This window comes from Streptomyces sp. NPDC043876, from assembly GCF_056435825.1.
The window spans coordinates 49,663-67,839 of the sequence record NZ_JBWKDV010000013.1 but is presented as its reverse complement, the minus strand read 5'-3'; the positions used below and the strand labels follow the sequence as shown (position 1 = coordinate 67,839).

The 18,177-nt window shown below is 75.4% G+C and carries 14 protein-coding genes, 1 pseudogene and 1 riboswitch; of the genes and pseudogenes, 4 read left to right on the top strand and 11 right to left on the bottom strand.

The genetic code is table 11. The features are described 5' to 3' along the window. The first annotated feature begins 167 nt into the window (after positions 1–167). The gene (locus AC0693_RS32595) at positions 168–1,121 is read left to right on the top strand and encodes an SCO1860 family LAETG-anchored protein (RefSeq protein WP_478803775.1); all 954 of its coding nucleotides are present in this window, start codon (positions 168–170) and stop codon (positions 1,119–1,121) included. Positions 1,122–1,144: 23 nt separating this feature from the next. Here AC0693_RS32595 and AC0693_RS32590 read toward each other — a convergent pair whose 3' ends face one another. Beyond that, a complete protein-coding gene (locus AC0693_RS32590) occupies positions 1,145–2,389 on the bottom strand; it encodes a CapA family protein (RefSeq protein ID WP_478803774.1) in 1,245 nt (414 codons plus the stop codon). 112 nt (positions 2,390–2,501) lie between these two features. After that, positions 2,502–3,962 (bottom strand): Rv2231c family pyridoxal phosphate-dependent protein CobC, encoded by a 1,461-nt coding sequence (gene cobC / locus AC0693_RS32585; RefSeq protein ID WP_478803773.1) that lies wholly within the window; start codon positions 3,960–3,962, stop codon positions 2,502–2,504. 80 nt (positions 3,963–4,042) lie between these two features. On the opposite strand from cobC, the gene AC0693_RS32580 reads away from it, so the two are divergent. Beyond that, positions 4,043–4,789: a ZIP family metal transporter gene (locus tag AC0693_RS32580; RefSeq protein WP_356409149.1), complete on the top strand. Its 747-nt coding sequence runs from the start codon at positions 4,043–4,045 to the stop codon at positions 4,787–4,789. A gap of 2 nt (positions 4,790–4,791) precedes the next feature. Here AC0693_RS32580 and AC0693_RS32575 read toward each other — a convergent pair whose 3' ends face one another. The 7 genes and pseudogenes from AC0693_RS32575 to AC0693_RS32545 form a co-directional block, all read right to left on the bottom strand. Then, positions 4,792–6,276, bottom strand: a complete 1,485-nt coding sequence (locus AC0693_RS32575; protein WP_478803772.1) for a cobyrinate a,c-diamide synthase — start codon at positions 6,274–6,276, stop codon at positions 4,792–4,794. A gap of 5 nt (positions 6,277–6,281) precedes the next feature. Next, positions 6,282–6,881, bottom strand: coding sequence for a cob(I)yrinic acid a,c-diamide adenosyltransferase (gene cobO / locus AC0693_RS32570; RefSeq protein ID WP_356409143.1), 600 nt, complete (start codon positions 6,879–6,881; stop codon positions 6,282–6,284). Then, the gene (locus AC0693_RS32565) at positions 6,881–9,019 is read right to left on the bottom strand and encodes a putative cobaltochelatase (protein ID WP_478803771.1); all 2,139 of its coding nucleotides are present in this window, start codon (positions 9,017–9,019) and stop codon (positions 6,881–6,883) included. The genes cobO and AC0693_RS32565 overlap by 1 nt, the downstream gene beginning before the upstream one ends. A 61-nt stretch (positions 9,020–9,080) precedes the next feature. Further along, positions 9,081–10,721 (bottom strand): annotated as a pseudogene (locus AC0693_RS32560) (cobyric acid synthase). Further along, on the bottom strand, positions 10,718–11,704 hold the full coding sequence (locus AC0693_RS32555) for a cobalamin biosynthesis protein (RefSeq protein ID WP_469319283.1): 987 nt from the start codon (positions 11,702–11,704) through the stop codon (positions 10,718–10,720). The pseudogene AC0693_RS32560 and the gene AC0693_RS32555 overlap by 4 nt, the downstream one beginning before the upstream one ends. A gap of 35 nt (positions 11,705–11,739) precedes the next feature. After that, positions 11,740–11,887: riboswitch (cobalamin riboswitch) on the bottom strand. Positions 11,888–11,992: 105 nt separating this feature from the next. Next, the gene (locus tag AC0693_RS32550; protein WP_356409137.1) at positions 11,993–12,214 is read right to left on the bottom strand and encodes a hypothetical protein; all 222 of its coding nucleotides are present in this window, start codon (positions 12,212–12,214) and stop codon (positions 11,993–11,995) included. 20 nt (positions 12,215–12,234) lie between these two features. Next, positions 12,235–13,506, bottom strand: coding sequence for an inorganic phosphate transporter (locus AC0693_RS32545; RefSeq protein WP_356409134.1), 1,272 nt, complete (start codon positions 13,504–13,506; stop codon positions 12,235–12,237). A gap of 321 nt (positions 13,507–13,827) precedes the next feature. On the opposite strand from AC0693_RS32545, the gene AC0693_RS32540 reads away from it, so the two are divergent. Together AC0693_RS32540 and AC0693_RS32535 are read left to right on the top strand one after the other, a co-directional pair. Further along, entirely contained in the window at positions 13,828–14,976 is a 1,149-nt protein-coding gene (locus AC0693_RS32540; RefSeq protein ID WP_478803770.1) for an alpha/beta hydrolase family protein, read from the top strand. Positions 14,977–15,082: 106 nt separating this feature from the next. After that, positions 15,083–16,528: a hypothetical protein gene (locus tag AC0693_RS32535; RefSeq protein WP_478803769.1), complete on the top strand. Its 1,446-nt coding sequence runs from the start codon at positions 15,083–15,085 to the stop codon at positions 16,526–16,528. Positions 16,529–16,608: 80 nt separating this feature from the next. Here AC0693_RS32535 and AC0693_RS32530 read toward each other — a convergent pair whose 3' ends face one another. After that, on the bottom strand, positions 16,609–17,004 hold the full coding sequence (locus tag AC0693_RS32530; RefSeq protein WP_356409128.1) for a VOC family protein: 396 nt from the start codon (positions 17,002–17,004) through the stop codon (positions 16,609–16,611). A gap of 61 nt (positions 17,005–17,065) precedes the next feature. Then, positions 17,066–17,956 (bottom strand): KPN_02809 family neutral zinc metallopeptidase, encoded by an 891-nt coding sequence (gene ypfJ / locus AC0693_RS32525; protein WP_478803768.1) that lies wholly within the window; start codon positions 17,954–17,956, stop codon positions 17,066–17,068. Positions 17,957–18,177 lie beyond the last annotated feature (221 nt).

Here is an 18,177-nt window from a genome sequence, read left to right as displayed (position 1 = left end):
CCCCCTGATTCGAATATCTGCGTGGAAACCACCCTTTGGGGTGAACTCACGTCAGGTGGCCGCCTGTTCACTCTCCGTGCGTAAAGATTCCGGGGTCCAGGCCGTCGGCGCGCGATGTCCCCCATGGGCGACGCGACGGCATCCACCTCCCCGGAGGTTCCACCACCGTGAACAGCAACACCTTCCGCATGCCCGCGGCCGTCCTGCTCGCCGCGGGCGCGGTCGCCCTGCTCACCGCCCCCGCCGCCCACGCCACGGGCGGCTCCGGCACCGCGACGAAGGGCGGCGCGGGCGCCGTCGGCACGTCGGGAGCCGTCGTCCTGCGCACCGGGCTCGACGTGGGCCTGCTCAACAAGGCCGTCGACATCCCGCTGACCGCCACCCTGAACGAGGTCGGCGCCCCCGCCGACGCCGCGAAGACCGCCCTGACCGTCACCCTCGACGGGGTGGAGCAGGGGCAGCCGGTGAGCGTCCTGCGCGCCGACGCCGCCACCTCGAAGGCGACCGCGGACAAGACCGGCGCCCGGGCCGAGGCCAACCTCGTGCACGCCAAGGTGCACGTTCCCGGGCTGCCCGCGCTCTCCCTGATCGAGGTCGACAAGGTCACCTCGAAGGCCGTGTGCGAGCCCGGCAGGGCGCCGGTGGCCACCTCGAACGTGCTCGGCACGGTGACCGCGCTCGGCAAGAAGATCACCCTGTCCGCGGGCGGCCCGACCCGCGTCGCCGTCCCCGGCGTGGGCGAGGTCGGCCTGGAGCTGTCCAGTACGCGGACCACCTCGACCACCGCCGCCGCGGCAGCCCTGCGGCTCACGGTGTCGCTGAACCCGGGCAACCTGAACGTCGCCCAGGTGACCGGCGAGGTGGTCCTGGCCGAAGCGCACTGCGAGCGGGCGGGCGGCATCGTGCCCTCCGTCGCCCCGTCCGCGGCGCCGCCCTCTGCCGTGAAGCCCGCCGCGGTGGCCGACGTCAAGCCCCGGTCGCAGGGCGGCGGGGCCAGCCTCGCCGAGACCGGGGCCGGTTCGGTCACCCCGTACGTGGCGGGCGGCGCGCTGCTCCTGCTGGGGGCGGGCGTCGCCGCCCTCGTGGTGACCCGCGGCCGGGGCCGCGGCCGGACCCAGTAGCGGTCCCGACCCCGGCCACAACGCTAGCGGGTGGCGTGCGTCAGCCCCTGCTCGGCCGCCTTGCGCGAGAGCACCGCCTCCGTCACCTGCCGGTCGACGGCGGCGTACTCCGCCCGCTTGCCGGCGCCGAGCCCGGTGTCCGAGGCGGCGCAGGAGGCACACACCACGCGGAACGGCGCGTCCATGTCCGAGTACTGGGTGAGGAATTCGGCCTTGGTCACCTCCCAGCGGCCCGGCCGGGAGGCCGACGGGGAGAAGGTGAAGCGCGGGATCGAGCCCATGTTGCCGCGCTTCATCTCCGGCGGCACGAAGCTGGCGACCTGGTCGCCCATCCCGTACACCACCCAGGTGCCGTTGATCTTCTCGTACGGCTGCGGCACGTGGTTGTGGGTGCCGAGGATCAGGTCGATGTCCGGCTGCCCGTCCGTGCGGGACGCGGTGAGCGCCCGCGCCAGCTCCAGCTGCTGGGCGTCGGGCGCGGTCTGCCACTCGGTGCCCCAGTGCACGCTGAGGACCACCACGTCGGCGCCCGCCGCCCGCGCCGCCCGGGCGTCGGCCAGGATCCGCCCCTGGTCAATCAGGTTCACCGACCAGGGCTTGCCCTCGGGGACCGGGATGCCGTTCGTGCCGTAGGTGTACGACAGCTGGGCGATCTTCGCGCCGCCCGCGCTCAGCAGCGCCGGGGTCTTGGCCTCGGCCGCGCTGCGGGCCGAGCCGGTGTGGCCCAGACCGACCCGGTCGAGGTGGTCGAGCGTCCGGGCGAGGCCGGGGTAACCGGCGTCCAGGGTGTGGTTCGACGCCGTCGAGCAGCTGTCGTACCCGGTGTCCTTCAGGGCGTCGGCCAGTTCGTGCGGTGCCTTGAAGGCGGGGTAGCCGGTGAAGGGGCCGCCCGGCTCCCCGTACGGTATCTCGTGGTGGCAGATCGCCACGTCCGCGGCGCTCACCACGGGCTTGACGCCCGCGAGTATCTTGCGGAAGTCGTGGCCGCCGTCGCCGCCCGCGTCCAGCGCCGAGCGCTCGATGATCGAGGGGTACGGGATGATGTCGCCCGTCCCGACGAGGGTGAAGGGCCGGGCGTCCGAAGGGGTGGCCGCCCCGCCCGTCGCCGCGCCGGTCCCGCCCGTCCCGCCCGGCTCGGGCGCGTCGGCGGCCAGCCGCTGCCCGGCCGCCGGGGCGCCGCCGTCGAGCAGCCTCGGCACGGCGTGGACGCCGCCCGCGACGAGGGCCAGCCCCGCCGCGCCCACCGCGATCCTGACGGATGTCCTCATCCTGGTGTTCCCCCGGAGCCTCGCGCACCGGCCCGTTCCGGCCACGCTTCGTGTCCGAACACTCTCGCACGGTCGTTCGCGGCGGGCGAGGCGATCACCGGCCGCCCCGCGGTCAGGACGACGTCAGCGTCAGCGCGTGGTCCAGCGCCTGGAGCAGCCGCCCCGTCGTCGCGCGGTCGCGCACCGCCAGCCGGAGCCAGGACCGGTCCAGCCCGGGGAAGGTGTCCCCGCGCCGGACGGCGAAGCCGAGGGCCCGCAGCCGGTCCCGTACCTCCGGCGCCCGGTCCACCCGGATCAGGACGAACGGGCCCGCCGCCTCTCCCGCCACCGTGACCTCGTCGAATTCGGCCAGCCCGGCCAGCAGGTGGGTCCGGTCCACCTCGATCTGCCGCGCGGCGGCCTCCGCCTCCGCCAGTGCCGCCGGGCCCACGCACGCCTCGGCCGCCGCGAGCGCCGGGCTCGACACCGGCCACAGCGGCTGCGCGGCCGACAGCGCGGCGATCACCGCGGGCTCGGCCAGCACGTACCCGATCCGCAGCCCGGCCAGCCCCCACGTCTTGGTCAGACTGCGCAGCACCACCAGCCCGGGCACGTCCGTCCGGCCGGCCAGCGCCTCGCGTTCCCCCGGCACCGCGTCCATGAAGGCCTCGTCGACCACCAGCGTCCGCCCCGGCCGGGCCAGCGCGGCCAGCCCCGTCGCGGGGTGCAGCACCGACGTCGGGTTGGTCGGATTGCCGATGACCACGAGGTCCGCGTCCTCGGGTATCGCGGCCGGATCCAGCCGGAAGCCGTCCTCGGGCCGCAGCAGCACCCGCTCCACCCGGTGCCCGGCGTCGCGCAGCGCCGCCTCCGGCTCGGTGAACTGCGGGTGCACCACCACCGGCCGTACGGCGCCCAGCGCCCGGGCGATCAGGACGAACGCCTCCGCCGCCCCGGCCGTCAGCAGGACGCGCTCCACGGGCAGCCCGTGGCGCGCGGCCACCGCCGCGCGCGCCGCCCGCCCGTCCGGATAGGCCGACAGCGTGTCCAGCGAGGCGGCGATCCGCTCCTTCAGCCAGGCCGGGGGTGTGCCGGACCGTACGTTGACGGCCAGGTCGACCAGCCGCCCCGGCGCGTCCACCAGCTCCGCGTCCCCGTGGTGGCGCAGGTCGTGCGCCTCGGCCCGGGCCACCGCGCAGGTGGCCGCCGCCGACTTCCGCTTGGGGACGAGCAGCTCGCCGCCCGCCGCCAGCGCCGCCGCCTCCGCCACCGAGGGCGTGCCGGCCGCCGCCCGGGCGGCCTCGCTCGGATGCGGGACCGCGATCCGCTCCAGCTCCCCGGGCCCGTAGGTCAGCAGCGGCACGCCGAAGCGCTCGGCCGCGCCCGAGATCCCGGCCTCGGCCGACTTCGACTCCACCGTGGCCAGCGCGGTGAGCGCCGCCACGGCCAGCCCCGCGTCCCGCAGCGTCTCCTCGACCAGGGCGCACACCTCCGCCGCCGAGACCCCCGAACGGCCGCCGACCCCGACGACCACCCGCTCGTACCCGCTGTAACCGCCCTGCTCGCCCACCGGTGACCCTCGCTCCCTCGACATCGTCAGCCGTCAACTTCGCATCGTCCGCCGCCCCGCGCGCGAAGGTGCGCGCGGGGCCGGCAGTCGGTATCCAGGGGCCTATGGCCGTGATCGTGGCGTTGGGCGCGTTCCTGATGACGCTGGCGGGCGGGTGGACGGCGCAACGCGTCACCGACCGCCGCCACCTCGTGCTGGGCCTGGCGGGCGGGCTGATGCTCGGCGTCGTGGGCCTGGACCTGCTGCCGGAGGCGATGCGGGCGGCCGGGGACGAGGTGTTCGGCGTCCCGCTCGCCCTGCTGCTCTTCGTGGCCGGGTTCCTCGTCGCGCACGTGGTGGAGCGGGCCCTGGCGGTCCGCCAGGCCTCGCACGGCGGCGCGAACGGCTCCGGGCACGGCGAGCACGGGGCCAGGGTGCCCCAGGTCGGCCTGACGGCGGCGGGCGCGATGGTCGGCCACAGCCTCGCCGACGGGGTCGCGCTGGGGGCCGCCTTCCAGGTCGGCGGCGGGATGGGGGTGGCCGTCGCGCTGGCCGTCATCACCCACGACTTCGCCGACGGGTTCAACACCTACACCCTCACCAGCCTGTACGGGAACGCCCGCCGCAAGGCCCTGATGATGCTCTTCGCGGACGCCGTGGCCCCCGTCGCCGGAGCGGCGTCCACCCTGCTGTTCACCCTTCCGGAGGAACCGCTGGGGGGATACCTCGGCTTCTTCGCCGGCATCCTGCTCTACCTCGCGTCGGCCGAGATCCTGCCCGAGGCGCACCACCGCCACCCCGCCCTGTCCACGCTGATGTGCACGGTGGGCGGGGTCGCGGGCATCTGGCTGCTCGTGGGCCTCGCGGACTGACCTCACGGGACCTCCGCTGCCCCCGCCGGCGCCCCCGCGCGCACGGCGGCCGCGCGCGCCGCGGCGACGAAGCGCCACGCCACCGACGGCTCCGCGGCCCAGTGGGTGTGCAGGTAACTGGCGTGTACGGAGCCCAGGACGAAGCCCTCGACCCGGCGCTCGGGACGGGTGAAGCCCCACGCGGGCGCGGCGCCCGCCCCGGCGCCGTCGCCGGTCCCCGCCCCGGGCTCGATCACCGTGCGGTGGAACTCGTGACCGCGCAGCCTGGTCCCCGCCCGCGCCAGCGGGCTGTCGGAGACCGCCACCGCCTCCCGGTAGCCCAGGGTGAGCCGGTCCGACATCCGCGCGTCGGCGTCCAGCACCCCGCACATCGGCTTGCCGTCCAGCGAACCCGCCAGGTAGAGCAGCCCCGCGCACTCGGCGGCGACCGGCGCCCCCGACGCGGCGAAGGCGGCCACCGCCGCGCGCAGCGGTGCGTTGGCCGAGAGCTCGGGCGCGTACATCTCGGGGAACCCGCCGCCGATGACCAGCCCGGCGGTGCCCTCGGGCAGCGCCTCGTCCCGCAGCGGGTCGAAGGTGACGACCCGCGCCCCGGCGGCGCTCAGCAGCTCCCCGTGCTCGGCGTAGGAGAAGGTGAAGGCGGGCCCGCCCGCGACGGCGACGACGGGTACGGCGCCGCCGCCGGGGCTCCGCCCCGGACCCCGCGCCTCGAACGCCGGCGGGGCTGGAAGATCCAGCCCGTCCGGCGCCCGGAACAGGGCCTGTTCCGGGGCCCAGGCTTCGCAGTCCAGCGGCGGCGCGGTCCGGGCCAGCGCCATCAGCGCCTCCAGATCGCAGCCCGCCCGCACCTGTTCGGCCAGCGCCGCCACCGAGGCCAGCGCGTCCGCCCGGCGCTCGGCGACCGGGACCAGCCCCAGGTGCCGGGAGGGCGCCGCGACCTGCGGCACCCGGCGCAGCACGCCGAGCACCGGCATCCCGGCCTCCTCCAGCGCCTCCCGCAGCATCACCTCGTGCCGGTCGGAGCCGACCTTGTTCAGGATCACGCCCCCGATCCGCACCTGCGGATCGAAGGACGCGAAGCCGTGCGCGAGCGCCGCCACCGACCGGGACTGCGAGGACGCGTCCACCACCAGCACCACCGGAGCCCGCAGCAGCTTCGCGACCTGCGCCGTCGAGGCCAGCTCACCGCGGCCGGCCGCCCCGTCGTAGAGGCCCATCACGCCTTCGACCACGGCGAGGTCGCACCCGGCCGCGCCGTGCGCGAACAGCGGGCCGATCAGGTCCGGGCCGGACATGAAGGCGTCCAGGTTGCGCCCCGGCCGGCCGGTGGCCAGCGCGTGGTAGCCCGGGTCTATGTAGTCGGGCCCGGCCTTGTGCGGGGAGACGGCGAGGCCGCGCTCCGTGAAGGCCGCCATCAGACCCGTCGCGACGGTGGTCTTGCCGCTGCCGGAGGACGGCGCGGCGATCACCAGGCGCGGGACGGTCACGGACGTCACCACTCGATGCCTCGCTGGCCCTTCTGGCCGGTGTCCATGGGGTGCTTGACCTTGGTCATCTCGGTGACCAGGTCCGCGAACTCGACCAGCTTCTCGGGGGCGTTGCGGCCGGTGATGACCACGTGCTGGGTTCCGGGACGGCCGCGCAGCACCTCGATCACCTCGTCCACGTCGATCCAGCCCCAGTGCAGCGCGTAGGTGAACTCGTCCAGGACGTACAGGGCGTGCGTCTCGGCGGCCAGGTCGCGCTTGACCTGCTCCCAACCCTCCTTGGCCGCCTGCTCGTTGTCGAGCTGCGCGTCGCGCTGGACCCAGGACCAGCCCTCGCCCATCTTGTGCCAGACGACCGGACCGCCCTTGCCCGTCTCGCCGAGCGCCTTGAGGGCGTTCTCCTCGCCGACCTTCCACTTCGCCGACTTGACGAACTGGAACACCCCGACCGGCCAGCCCTGGTTCCAGGCGCGCAGCGCCAGCCCGAAGGCGGCCGTCGACTTGCCCTTGCCGGGTCCGGTGTGGACGAAGACCAGCGGCCGGTTGCGGCGCTGGCGCGTCGTGAGCCCGTCGTCGGGAACGACGGACGGCTGTCCCTGCGGCATTAAGCGGCCCTCCTGTGGGTCGGGGATGAGGTACGTACGTTCTTCACGAGCCCGGCCAGCGAGTCGGCCCGCAGCCCGTCGAGGGTCACCGCGGGGCCGCCCAGGTCGGCGGCCAGCAATCCGGCCAGCCCCAGCCGGACCGGACCCGCCTCGCAGTCCACGACCACCGAGGCGACGTGCTCGCCCTGGAGCAGCAGCGCGGCCCGGCGCGCGAGCGCCCGGGCGTCACCGCCCGCCGGACCCGCCGAGGTGGCGCGCCCGTCGGTGACGACCACCAGCAGCGGGCGGCGCGACGGGTCGCGCAGCCGCTCCACGCGCAGCACCTCGTGGGCCTTGAGCAGCCCCGCCGCCAGCGGGGTGCGCCCGCCGGTCGGCAGCTGCTCCAGCCGGGCCGCCGCCGCGTCCACCGACGAGGTGGGCGGCAGCGCCAGCTCGGCGCCGGCGCCGCGGAAGGTGATCAGGCCGACCTTGTCGCGCCGCTGGTAGGCGTCCAGCAGCAGCGACAGGACCGCGCCCTTGACCGCGCCCATCCGCTTGCGGGCCGCCATCGATCCCGAGGCGTCGACGACGAAGAGCACGAGGTTGCCCTCGCGGCCCTCGCGCGTCGCCTGGCGCAGGTCGTCCTTGCGCACGACCAGGCCGCGGCCGCTGCGCCCGCGGGCCAGCTGGTGCGGGGCGGCCGCCTGGACGGTCGCCGCGAGGTGCAGCTTGGTCAGCTGGCCCCGGGGGCGTTGCGCGCCGGTCGTGCGCCCGTGCGCGGTACGGGCCCGCGAGCGCCGCCCGGACGCGCCCTCGCCGAGCCCCGGGACGCTGAGCATCTTGGTCCGGAAGGGGTCGGCGGCGCGCACGGCCGCCTGGGTGGGTCCTTCGGCCGCGTCGGCGCGGGCCGGGGCGGGCTCGGGGGCCCCTTCCGGCTCCGCGGGACCGGCCGGTCCGTCCGCCTCCGGCGCGTCCGCCGGTCCGGTCTGCGGCGCCGGGTCCTGCCCGTGGCCCTGCGGCGGCAGCCCGCCGCCGTCCGGGCCGCCGTCGGGGTCTCCGTCGGGGCCGTCCCCGGGGCCGCCCTCCGGTCCGCCGTCGTCCGGACCCTCCGGCTCCGGCTCCGGGCCGGGCTCGGGCTCGGGCTCCTCGTCCGGGAACCCGTCGAGGATCTCGTCCAGCTTGTCCTCGTCCAGCCCCGGCGCGTCGAAGGGGTTGCGCCGCCGCCGGTGCGGCAGCGCCAGCAGCGCGGCCTGGCGCACGTCCTCCTTGCGCACGTCGGTGCGCCCGGCCCAGGCCGCCAGCGCGGTGGCGGTGCGCGCCATCACGATGTCGGCCCGCATCCCGTCGACTTCGAAGGCGGCGCAGGTCGCCGCGATCTGCATCAGCGCGCCGTCCCCGAGCACCACCCGGCCCAGCAGCGCCCGGGCCGCGATCACCCGGGCCCGTACGTCCGCCTCGTCACCGGCCCAGCGCGCGGCGAAGCCCGCGGAGTCGTCCTCGTACGCGAGCCGGCGGCGCACCACCTCGACGCGCTGCGCGGGCTCCCGGGAGGCGGCGACCTCGACGGTCAGCCCGAACCGGTCCAGCAGCTGCGGCCGTAGCTCACCCTCCTCCGGGTTCATCGTGCCGACCAGCAGGAAGCGGGCGGCGTGCCGTACGGAGACGCCCTCGCGCTCGACGTAGGAGGCGCCCATCGCGGCGGCGTCGAGGAGCAGGTCGATGAGGTGGTCGTGCAGCAGGTTGACCTCGTCGACGTAGAGGATCCCGCGGTGCGCGTCGGCCAGCAGGCCCGGTTCGAAGGCCTTCACGCCCTCGGACAGGGCCCGTTCGATGTCCAGCGCGCCGACGAGCCGATCCTCGGAGGCGCCGACGGGCAGCTCGACCATCCGCGCGGGGCGCGCGGCGGCCGGGCCGGGCTCGTGCGGGCCGTCGGGGCAGGCCGGATCCGGCGCGGTGGGCGCGCAGCTGAACCGGCAGCCGGGGACGACGTCCACGTGCGGCAGCAGCGTCGACAGCGCGCGGACGGCGGTGGACTTGGCCGTCCCCTTCTCGCCGCGCACGAGCACGCCGCCGACCGCGGGGCTCACCGCGTTGAGCAGCAGCGCGAGGCGCAGGTCGGTTTGACCGACCAGTGCGGTGAACGGGTAGGGGGTGCTCACGTGTTGCTCACTCCTTCGAAGGTGCGGACCGTACCCGGGGCTCCGCCCCGGACCCCGCGCCTCAATCGCGGGCGGGGCCGGAGGGTGTCAGCCCGTCCGGCGTTTGAGGACCGGGTCCGGGCGGAGCCCGGTTTCGGGAAGGGGCGGGGTGGGGGAGAGCCCCGCAGGGCCCGGGGCGCCGTCACGGCGCGCCCGGCGGCAGGAACGGGAGCCCCGCCGGGGCGCCGGACTCGATCAACCGCAGCAGCGCATCGGTATCGGCGTGCTCCTCGATCAGATCGCCGAGCAGATCCAGCTGCTCCTCCCGCAGGGAGCCGAACGACGTGTCCGGGGCCGGAACGAACCGGCGGCCGGCGGCCCGCGCGACCTCCCGCAGGAAGGCCCGCCGGAAGCCATCGCTCTCCAGTGACCCGTGCCAGTGGGTGCCCCACACCTCACCGACCCGGCACCCGTCCAGGAAGGGGGTGCCGCCCCGCACATCGGCGACGCCGTGGTGGATCTCGTACCCCTGGACGCTCTCGCCCAGCGCGCTCCCGCTCGGCCGCGCGAGGGTCTTCTCCCGCTCGAAGCGGACCCGCACGGGCAGCAGCCCGAGCCCCTCGACGACCCCGGCCCGGGACTCGACCTCGTCCTCGATGGACTCGCCCAGCACCTGGAAGCCACCGCAGACGCCCAGCACCGGACGCCCCTCGGCGGCCCGGCGGGCCAGCGCGTCGGCGAGCCCGCGCTCGCGCAGCCAGGCCAGCGCCTTCACGGTGCCCCGGGTGCCGGGGACGACGACCAGGTCGGCGTCGGCCAGTTCCTCGGCCCGGTCCACGAACCGCACCACGACGCCCGGTTCGGCGGCCAGCGCGTCCACGTCCGTGAAGTTCGACATCAGCGGGACCGCGCACACCGCGATCCGCAGCACGTCCTCGCCGACCGGCGGGGCGACCACGGACTCCCGTACGGCGCCGCGCAGCGAGACCCGCAGGCCGTCCTCCTCGTCGATGCCGAGCCCGTGCCGGAAGGGCAGCACCCCGTAGGTCGCCCGCCCGGTCAGCCCGCGCAGCATCTCCATGCCCGGCTCCAGCAGGGACACGTCCCCGCGGAACTTGTTGACCAGGTACCCCGCGATCAGCGACTGGTCCTCGGGCGACAGCAGGGCCGTCGTACCGAAGAAGGAGGCGAAGACCCCGCCGCGGTCGATGTCGCCGACCACGACCACCGGGAAGCGCGCGGCCCGCGCGATCCCCATGTTCACGATGTCCGTGCGCCGCAGGTTGATCTCGGCCGGACTGCCCGCCCCCTCGCAGATCACGGCGTCATACGTGCCCCGCAGCTGCTCCAGGCAGTCCGTGACGATGCCGAGCAACTGCTCCTGCCTCCCCCCGTGATAGCCGCGCGCACTCATCTCACCCACCGGCTTGCCCAGCAGCACGACCTGGCTGCTGCGGTCGCTGCCGGGTTTCAGCAGCACCGGGTTCATCAGCGCGGTGGGTTCGACCCGCGCCGCCTGGGCCTGCATCGCCTGGGCGCGGCCGATCTCGGCGCCCTCCAGGGTGACGAAGGAGTTCAGCGACATGTTCTGTGCCTTGAAGGGCGCCACCTTCACGCCCTGGCGGGCCAGCCAGCGGCAGATGCCCGCGGTGACCACGCTCTTGCCCGCGTCGGAGGTGGTGCCGGCGACCAGGAGTCCGCCGCCGCGCCGTGCGCCGCTCATGCGCTTCCCTTCGTCGTACGACCGGATGCGCGGCGTGACGCGCGCAGTGACGACACCAGCGACCGCAGGGCCACGCATGCCCCGAGGGAGATCCAGGTGACCCGGCGCGAGAGCCGTACGGCGCGCTCGATGTCCGGGGCGTCGACCGGACGGCCCGCCGCCCCGTTCAGCACCGCCCGGTGCTCCACGCGCCCCGCGTACGCCAGGGTCCCGCCGAGGCGGACCCCGAGCGCGCCCGCGAAGGAGGCCTCCACCGGGCCGGCGTTCGGGCTGGGGTGGGCGGCGGCGTCCGCGCGCCAGGCCCGTACGGCGCCCCGCCGGTCGGGTCCGGCCGCCACGGCGGCCAGCGCGGTCAGCCGGGCGCCCGGCCAGCCCGCGACGTCGTCGAGCCGGGCCGAGGCCCAGCCGTAGCGCAGGTAGCGCGGGGAGCGGTGGCCGACCATCGCGTCCAGGGTGTTCACGGCGCGGAAGAACAGCAACCCGGGCACCCCCGCCAGGGCGCCCCAGACCAGCGCGCCGACGACGGCGTCCGAGGTGTTCTCGGCGACGGACTCCACGACGGCGCGGGCGATCTGCTGCTCGTCCAGGGCCTGCGGGTCGCGTCCGCACAGGTGCGGCAGCCGCTCCCGGGCCACCTCGGTGTCCCCGGCGGCCAGGGCGCCCCCGATGGCCCGGGCTTCGCGGCCCAGCGAGGTGCCGCCCACCACCGCCCAGGTGGCGGCGGCGGTCAGGGCGATGCGGGCGGCGGCGGGCCGGGAGCGCACGGCGCGGGCGCCGAGCGCGCCGACGGCGGCCGCGCCCCCCGCGCACACCAGGGCGTGCAGGGCGCCCCGGGCCCGGCTGTGGCCCCACAGGGCCCGTTCGACGGTGGCGGCGGTCCGCCCGAAGGCGGCGACGGGATGCCCGCGGCGCGGATCACCGAGGATCCGGTCGCCGATCAGGCCGGCCGTCGCGCCGTACGCGAAAACGCGATCGGCACGCATGTGGCAGGTAGGTCCTCACTCAGGGTCCGCGCCCTGGTTCGACGTGTCCGGTGGCGAGAGTTCCTGGCTTCCGGGGAGCCGTCGGCTCCTCGGTGACAGTGGCGGGACCGCGCCGGATTCGCACCGGACTTCCTCTTCATGCCGCCGTGTTGGCTCCGGCAGTCCACCACGCCCCGCGAACGCCCGTCAACTTGCCGTTGACCTGCGAAAGCTCCCCCCGGCGGTGGGCCGGAGGGAGCTTTCGGACGTGCTGGGGCGGGTGGGACGCGCGGGGGTGGCCGCGCGGCGTCAGCTGACGATCAGGTAGATCGCGTAGCCGACGGCCACCGCGCAGAGCGAGAAGCAGGCGTAGGCGCCGGTGCGTGCCAGGTGGGCGGCGCCGCCCCGGCCGGTCGCGGCCTCGTGCTTCGACAGGCCCACGATGCCCAGGGTGAACAGGGTCACGAGGGCGACGGTGGCGGAGAGGCTGACGCCGAACACGGAGCCGAGTGCTGCCCAGTCGATCTTCATACTGCCGATTCCTCTGTGGGTCAGACCGCGGCGGCGGGAGCCGCCGGGGCCGGGGGAGCGGCCGGTGCCGGGGTGGGGATGGTCGCCTTGAAGGCCTCGTCCGTGACCGCGGCGGTGGTGCCCGCGAGCGGCGGAACGACGACGGCGGCGATCGCGGTGGTGACCACGCCGGGAGCCTCGGCCGGGGCGTCCGGCGTGCCGTTCACGTTGGTGTGGTCGACGACCTGGCGGCGCGAGACGAGCCAGATGGCGACGCAGGAGCCGACGAGGAAGAGCGCGACGGCGGCCACGCCGACGTCACCGGTCCGCATGACGAGCTCGGCGCCCGCGGACACCAGGGCGGCGGCCGGCAGGGTCAGGCCCCAGGCGATGAACATCCGGCTGGCGGTGGACCAGCGGACCACGCCGCCCTTGCGGCCCAGGCCCGCACCCATGACCGCGCCGGAGCAGGCGTGGGTGGTGGAGAGGGAGAAGCCGAGGCTGGAGGAGGCCAGGATGACGCTGGCGGCCGAGGTCTGGGCGGCGAAGCCCTGCTGCGGCTGGAGGTCGGTCAGGCCGCTGCCCATGGTGCGGATGATGCGCCAGCCGCCCAGGTAGGTGCCCATCGCGATCGCCATGCCGGCCGAGAAGATGACCCAGACCGGCGGGTTGGAGCCGGGGGCGAGCGCACCGCCGGCGACCAGCGCCAGGGTGATGATGCCCATGGTCTTCTGCGCGTCGTTGGTGCCGTGCGCCAGGGAGACGAGTCCGGCCGAGGCGATCTGACCGGCCTTGTAGCCCTTGGCCGAGGTCTTCTCGTCGACGTTCTTGCCCACCTTGTAGGTGAGCCGCGAGGCCAGCATCGCGGCCACTCCGGCCACGATGGGCGCGGCGACCGCGGGGAGCAGCACCTTGGTGACGAGCGTGCCGCCGTTGACGGCGCCGAGACCGGCGGAGGCGACGGCCGCACCGACCAGGCCGCCCATCAGGGCGTGCGAGGAACTGGACGGCAGGCCGACCAGCCAGGTGACGAGGTTCCAGAGGATGGCGCCGACCAGCGCGGCGAAGATGACCTCCGGCTGGATGCCTTGCTCGTTGACCAGGCCCTTGGAGATCGTCTTGGCGACCTCCACGGACATGAACGCGCCGACGAGGTTCAGCACGGCGGACATGGCCACCGCCGTCTTGGGCTTGAGTGCGCCGGTCGAGATGGTGGTGGCCATCGCGTTGGCCGTGTCGTGGAAACCGTTCGTGAAGTCGAACACGAGAGCGGTAATGATCACGATCCCGAGGAGAAGCGTTATGTGCTCCATTTACCCAGGCTTCTGTTTGACGTCAGTGGCTCGCCGACCGTAGGCAACCTGAGTGAACGGAAGATGAACTGGACCGGGCGGAGCGGTGTACCGATCCGGGGACGGTTCGCCGCGCTCGTCCCCATTGGACCGCTGATGCACCTGTTTACGCACGTCAGGGGCTGGATGGACCCCCGGCCGACCGGGGGTCTCCCACCCCGCCGTCGCGTGCGTCCGGGACCCCGGGTGAGACCCGGATCACGCCCGCCCGGCGCGCGTCCCCGGTCACCGGAACGACCGCCTCCACTGGCCGGGCCCGCCGCCCCGGCCGACACTGGAGCGGTGCCCCCCGCAACCACGACGGCAGCGGCCGTCACCGCCGCCCTCACCGCCGCCGGACTGGCCGCTGCCGCCGGGGTGGCCGCCGTCGCCGCCGGCCGGTACGCCGCCGACGCCGCCCTGCGGACCGAACCCGGCCGCCCGCTGCCCGGCGGACCGAAGCTCGTCGTCCACTCCGCCACCGCGGACCGCGTCGCCCTGACCCGGTCCCTCGCCTCCCTGTGGCCCGGTACGTACGGCCTGGCCGCGCCCGGTGTGCACGCGGTCGTCGGGGCCGTCCTGCCCGACGCCCCGCACGACCCGGACACCGTCGTCCGGCGCCTGGTCGGGGTCACCCACGGCTCCCTCGCCCCCGGCACCCGGGTCCTGCTCACCCCGCAGATCCACGCCGGCAACCCGCGCGCCGCCCTCGGCCTCGACCACGCCGACGTGGACGTCCCCGGGGAGCTGGGCGCCCTGCCCGCCTGGTTCGTGCCCGGCGCCCGCGACACCTGGGTGATCACCGCGCACGGGCTCGGCGGCACCCGCGAACACCCCATGGTGGTCATGCCCTTCCTGCACCGCCACCGGCTGCCGGTCCTCGACCTCGCCTACCGCGGCGACCTCGGAGCCCCCGTCCCGCCGGACGGCGTCGGCCACCTCGGCGCGTCGGAGTGGCGCGACCTGGACGCGGCGATCCGCTACGCCCTGCGCTTCGGCGCCCGCCGGGTCGTCCTGTACGGGTGGTCCACCGGCGCCACCATGGCCCTGCTCGCGGCCGAGCGCTCCGCCCTCGCCGACCGGATCTCCGGGCTGATCCTGGACTCCCCGGTGCTGGACTGGCGCACCACCCTGGAGCGCCTCGCCGCCGCCCGCGGGACCCCGGCCGCGGTCCTCCCGCTCGCCGTGCGGGCCGCCGAGGGGCGCACCGGGCTGCGGGCCGGCCGGCGGCCGCCGGGCGCCGACCCGGCGGCACTGCGGATGCCCGTACTGATCTTCCACGGGCCCGAGGACACCCTCGCGCCCTGGGAGCCCTCGCGCCGCCTCGCCGCCGCGCGCCCGGACCTCGTCACCCTGCGGACCGTCCGGGACGCCCCGCACGGCGCGATGTGGAACGCGGATCCCGCGGAGTACGAGGAGGGCCTGCGCCGGTTCCTGACCCCGCTGATGTAGCCACCGTGGCGCGAAGGCGGCTTTGCCCCGGTATGACCCCTCGGTGTCCGGCGGTAACGGCCGGTTCCGTTTGGGCTTTCGGGCCGTGACGGGCGAGACTGCTTCCGTGACGTCCCGAAAGCCTGATGAGCAGTTGGCTCGCGACTCCAGACTCCGACTCGTCTCTCCGCGCTCCGTCGCCACGGCCCGCAAGGCGGTGACGGACCGGAGCACCCGGCCGGCCCCCCGCCCGCCCGCCGGTACCCCCGCCGCGCCCGACCTCGCGAACCGGGCCCGCGCCTCCCTGGCGGACGCCGTGCGCCTGGCCCGCTGGGCCGAGCACCACCTCGGCGTCGCGGACGGGTCCCGGCCCGCCCCGGCGGGCGCACTGCCCGCCGCCGACGTCGAACGGGCCGCCCGGCAGCTGGGTCTGACGCACGGCCAGATCCAGGTGGGCTGGGACCGCGCCCGGCTCGCCGGACTCGTCGAGGTGCACGGCGGACACGCCCGCCCCGGCTGGCGCCTGCGCGCCTGGGACCGCGACGACACGGCCGTCCTGCGCGGCTGGGTCGCCCTCTTCGACGCCTGGTCGCTCGTCCACCCGGCCCCGGCCGACATCGCCCCCTCGGCCGTCGCCGAAGTGGTCGAGTCGATGCCCCAGGTCCTCTCCCTCCTCCAGCTCTCCGCCGGACCCGTGACCGTCCCCGCCCTGCTGGACCTGCTCGGCCAGCGCGTCGTCGAACTGCGCGACGAGCGCTGCGAAGTGCCCTACGACGCCGCCTCCGGGGCGGGCGCCGCCGGCCTCGGCGGCCCGAGCGCCGCCGCCCCCGCGCGCGCCGCCGACCGGCCCGTCCCGCTCGCCCGCCTGCTGCGCTGGGCGCTGGGCGGCCTGGCCGCCGTGGACGCCGTCACGCTGGGCCCCGCGATGGCCGCGCTCACCCCGCTCGGCAGCTGGGCGGTCTGGGTCAAGCTGGAACAGATCTGCGTGGCCGCCCAGAGCACCGCCGGGAACATCGAGCAGTCCGCCGCGGCCATGCTGCACGGCTGTGCCCGGCTCACGCCCGGCCCGGCCCGCGCCGAATACCAGGCCTGGCTCGCCGCCCGGCCCGTCGGACACGCCGTCAGCGAGCTGCTGCACGCCGCCCGCGGCGAGGACGCGCTGCTGCGCGGCCTGGCCTTCGAGGCGCTGCGCGTGGTCGGCGCCCCCGCCGAGCCCGAGGTCCGCGCCGCGGTCCGCGAGCCCGCGCTGCGCCCCTACGCCCTGCTCTGGCTCGCCGAGCACGACGGGGTCGACCCGGACGAGGCCCAGGAAGTGCTCACCCGGGAGGAGTCGACCTGGCTGTGGGTCGACACCGCGGCCGCCATCGCCGACCACGGCGAGGCGGAGCTGCTGGCCCGCCACCTCGACTCGGCCGTGCGCACCACCGTGCCCCGGCTGCTGGACGAGGTCCGCGCCGTCGGGCACCCGCGCACCGTGCAGGTGCTCGTGGCCCTCGCCGCCGCCCACCCCGACCCCGCCCTGGCCAAGGCGATGCGCCGCGCCGCCTTCCAGGTCCACACCGGCGGCGTCTGAAACCGGCGCGGTCCCGGCGCAGTCCCGGCGCGAGGGGCCCGGCCCTTCGCGCCCGGACCCCGCCGGACCCGCGCCGCGGGTCAGACCTGCGGCGCGTACGTCCCGAAGCTCCAGATGTTGCCCTCGGCGTCGCGCGCCATGTAGTCCCGCGACCCGTAGTCCTGGTCGGTCGGCGGCATCAGGATCTCCACCCCGTGCTCCTCGGCCCGGCGGTGGTGCGCGTCCACGTCCTCGACCACGATGTAGACCCCGGCCGGGCCGCCCTCGGCCATGGCCTTGTCGAAGACCCCGCCCCGGCCCTTGCTGCCCAGCATCACCATGCCGTTCCCGTAGGCCAGTTCGGCATGCATGACCGCGCCGTCCTCACCCTCGTACACCGCGGCCTGCGTGAAGCCGAAGGCCTCGGTCAGCAGCTTGATGGCGGCCTGGGCATCGCGGTAGAGCAGTGTCGGAAAGATGGTCGGAACGCCTGCCATGACGATCACTCCCTCTCGTGCGTGTGACCCGGACCACAAGTCTCGCAGGCGGGTGTGACAGTCAGCGGAAGGTGTTGCACTGGGCCATGTCGCCCGTCCGGTACCCCTGGTAGAACCACTGCTGGCGCTGCTCGGCACTGCCGTGCGTCCAGGACTCCGGGGTCACCCGGCCCTGGAACTTCTCCTGGATGCGGTCGTCCCCGACCGCCGCCGCTGCGTCGAGGCCGTCCTTGATGTCCTGGTCGGTCAGGCTGGTGATCAGCGGCCGCCCGGTGCTCTCGTCCGGGGTCCGGGTGGCGTTGTGCGCCCACACCCCCGCGTAGCAGTCGGCCTGCAGCTCCACCTTGACCGCGTTGCTGTTGGCGCCCTGCTGCCCGTCCTGGGCCTTCTGGAGGGTGCCGGTCAGGTTCTGGATGTGGTGCCCGTACTCGTGGGCGACCACGTACGCCTGCGCGAAGGGGCCGCCGGTCGCGCCGAACTTCGTCCGCAGCTCGTTGAAGAACCCCAGGTCCAGGTAGACCTTCCGGTCACCCGGGCAGTAGAACGGGCCCACCGCGGAGGTGGCCGTCCCGCAGGCGGTGCCCACCCGGCCCGTGAAGAAGACCGTCGGCGCCGCGGTGTAGCTGCCGCCGCGCCGGGCGAACTCCTGCCGCCAGTAGTCCTGCGTGCTGTTGACCACGGCGACCAGCCGGCAGTCCTCGCGCGCGTTCGCGTCCCGCCCCTTGCGGCAGGTCTGCTGCACCTGCGCGGCGGAGGAGGACGTGGCGGCCGGCTCGGGGCTGCCGTCGGACAGCCCCAGCTGGTCGGGGCCCACCCCGAGGAGCAGCCCCAGGACCAGTGCGATGAGGCCCACGATGCCGCCGCCGACGGTGGCTCGCCCGCCCGGAATGCGACTGCTCCGGACGTCCTGGACCTCGGAAGTATCCAGATCGGCGTCGTCGTCGAACTGCATCCCGCACGCCCTCTCATCAAGTGGGGGAGGTCACATCCCGCCCCCTGCGGCGAGTGCCGGCCCCCTCATCCTGGTACGCATGCCCCGGAACCGGCGCCGTATAGGGGCCGAACGGGGGACGCGGGTCGGTGCCCGGCCGGGGGCGGGCGCCCCGAAAAGTAGTTGCGCGCCCCCGGTAGAATGGCTCCATGGCAAATCTCCTCGCGGATTAGCGGCGCCGA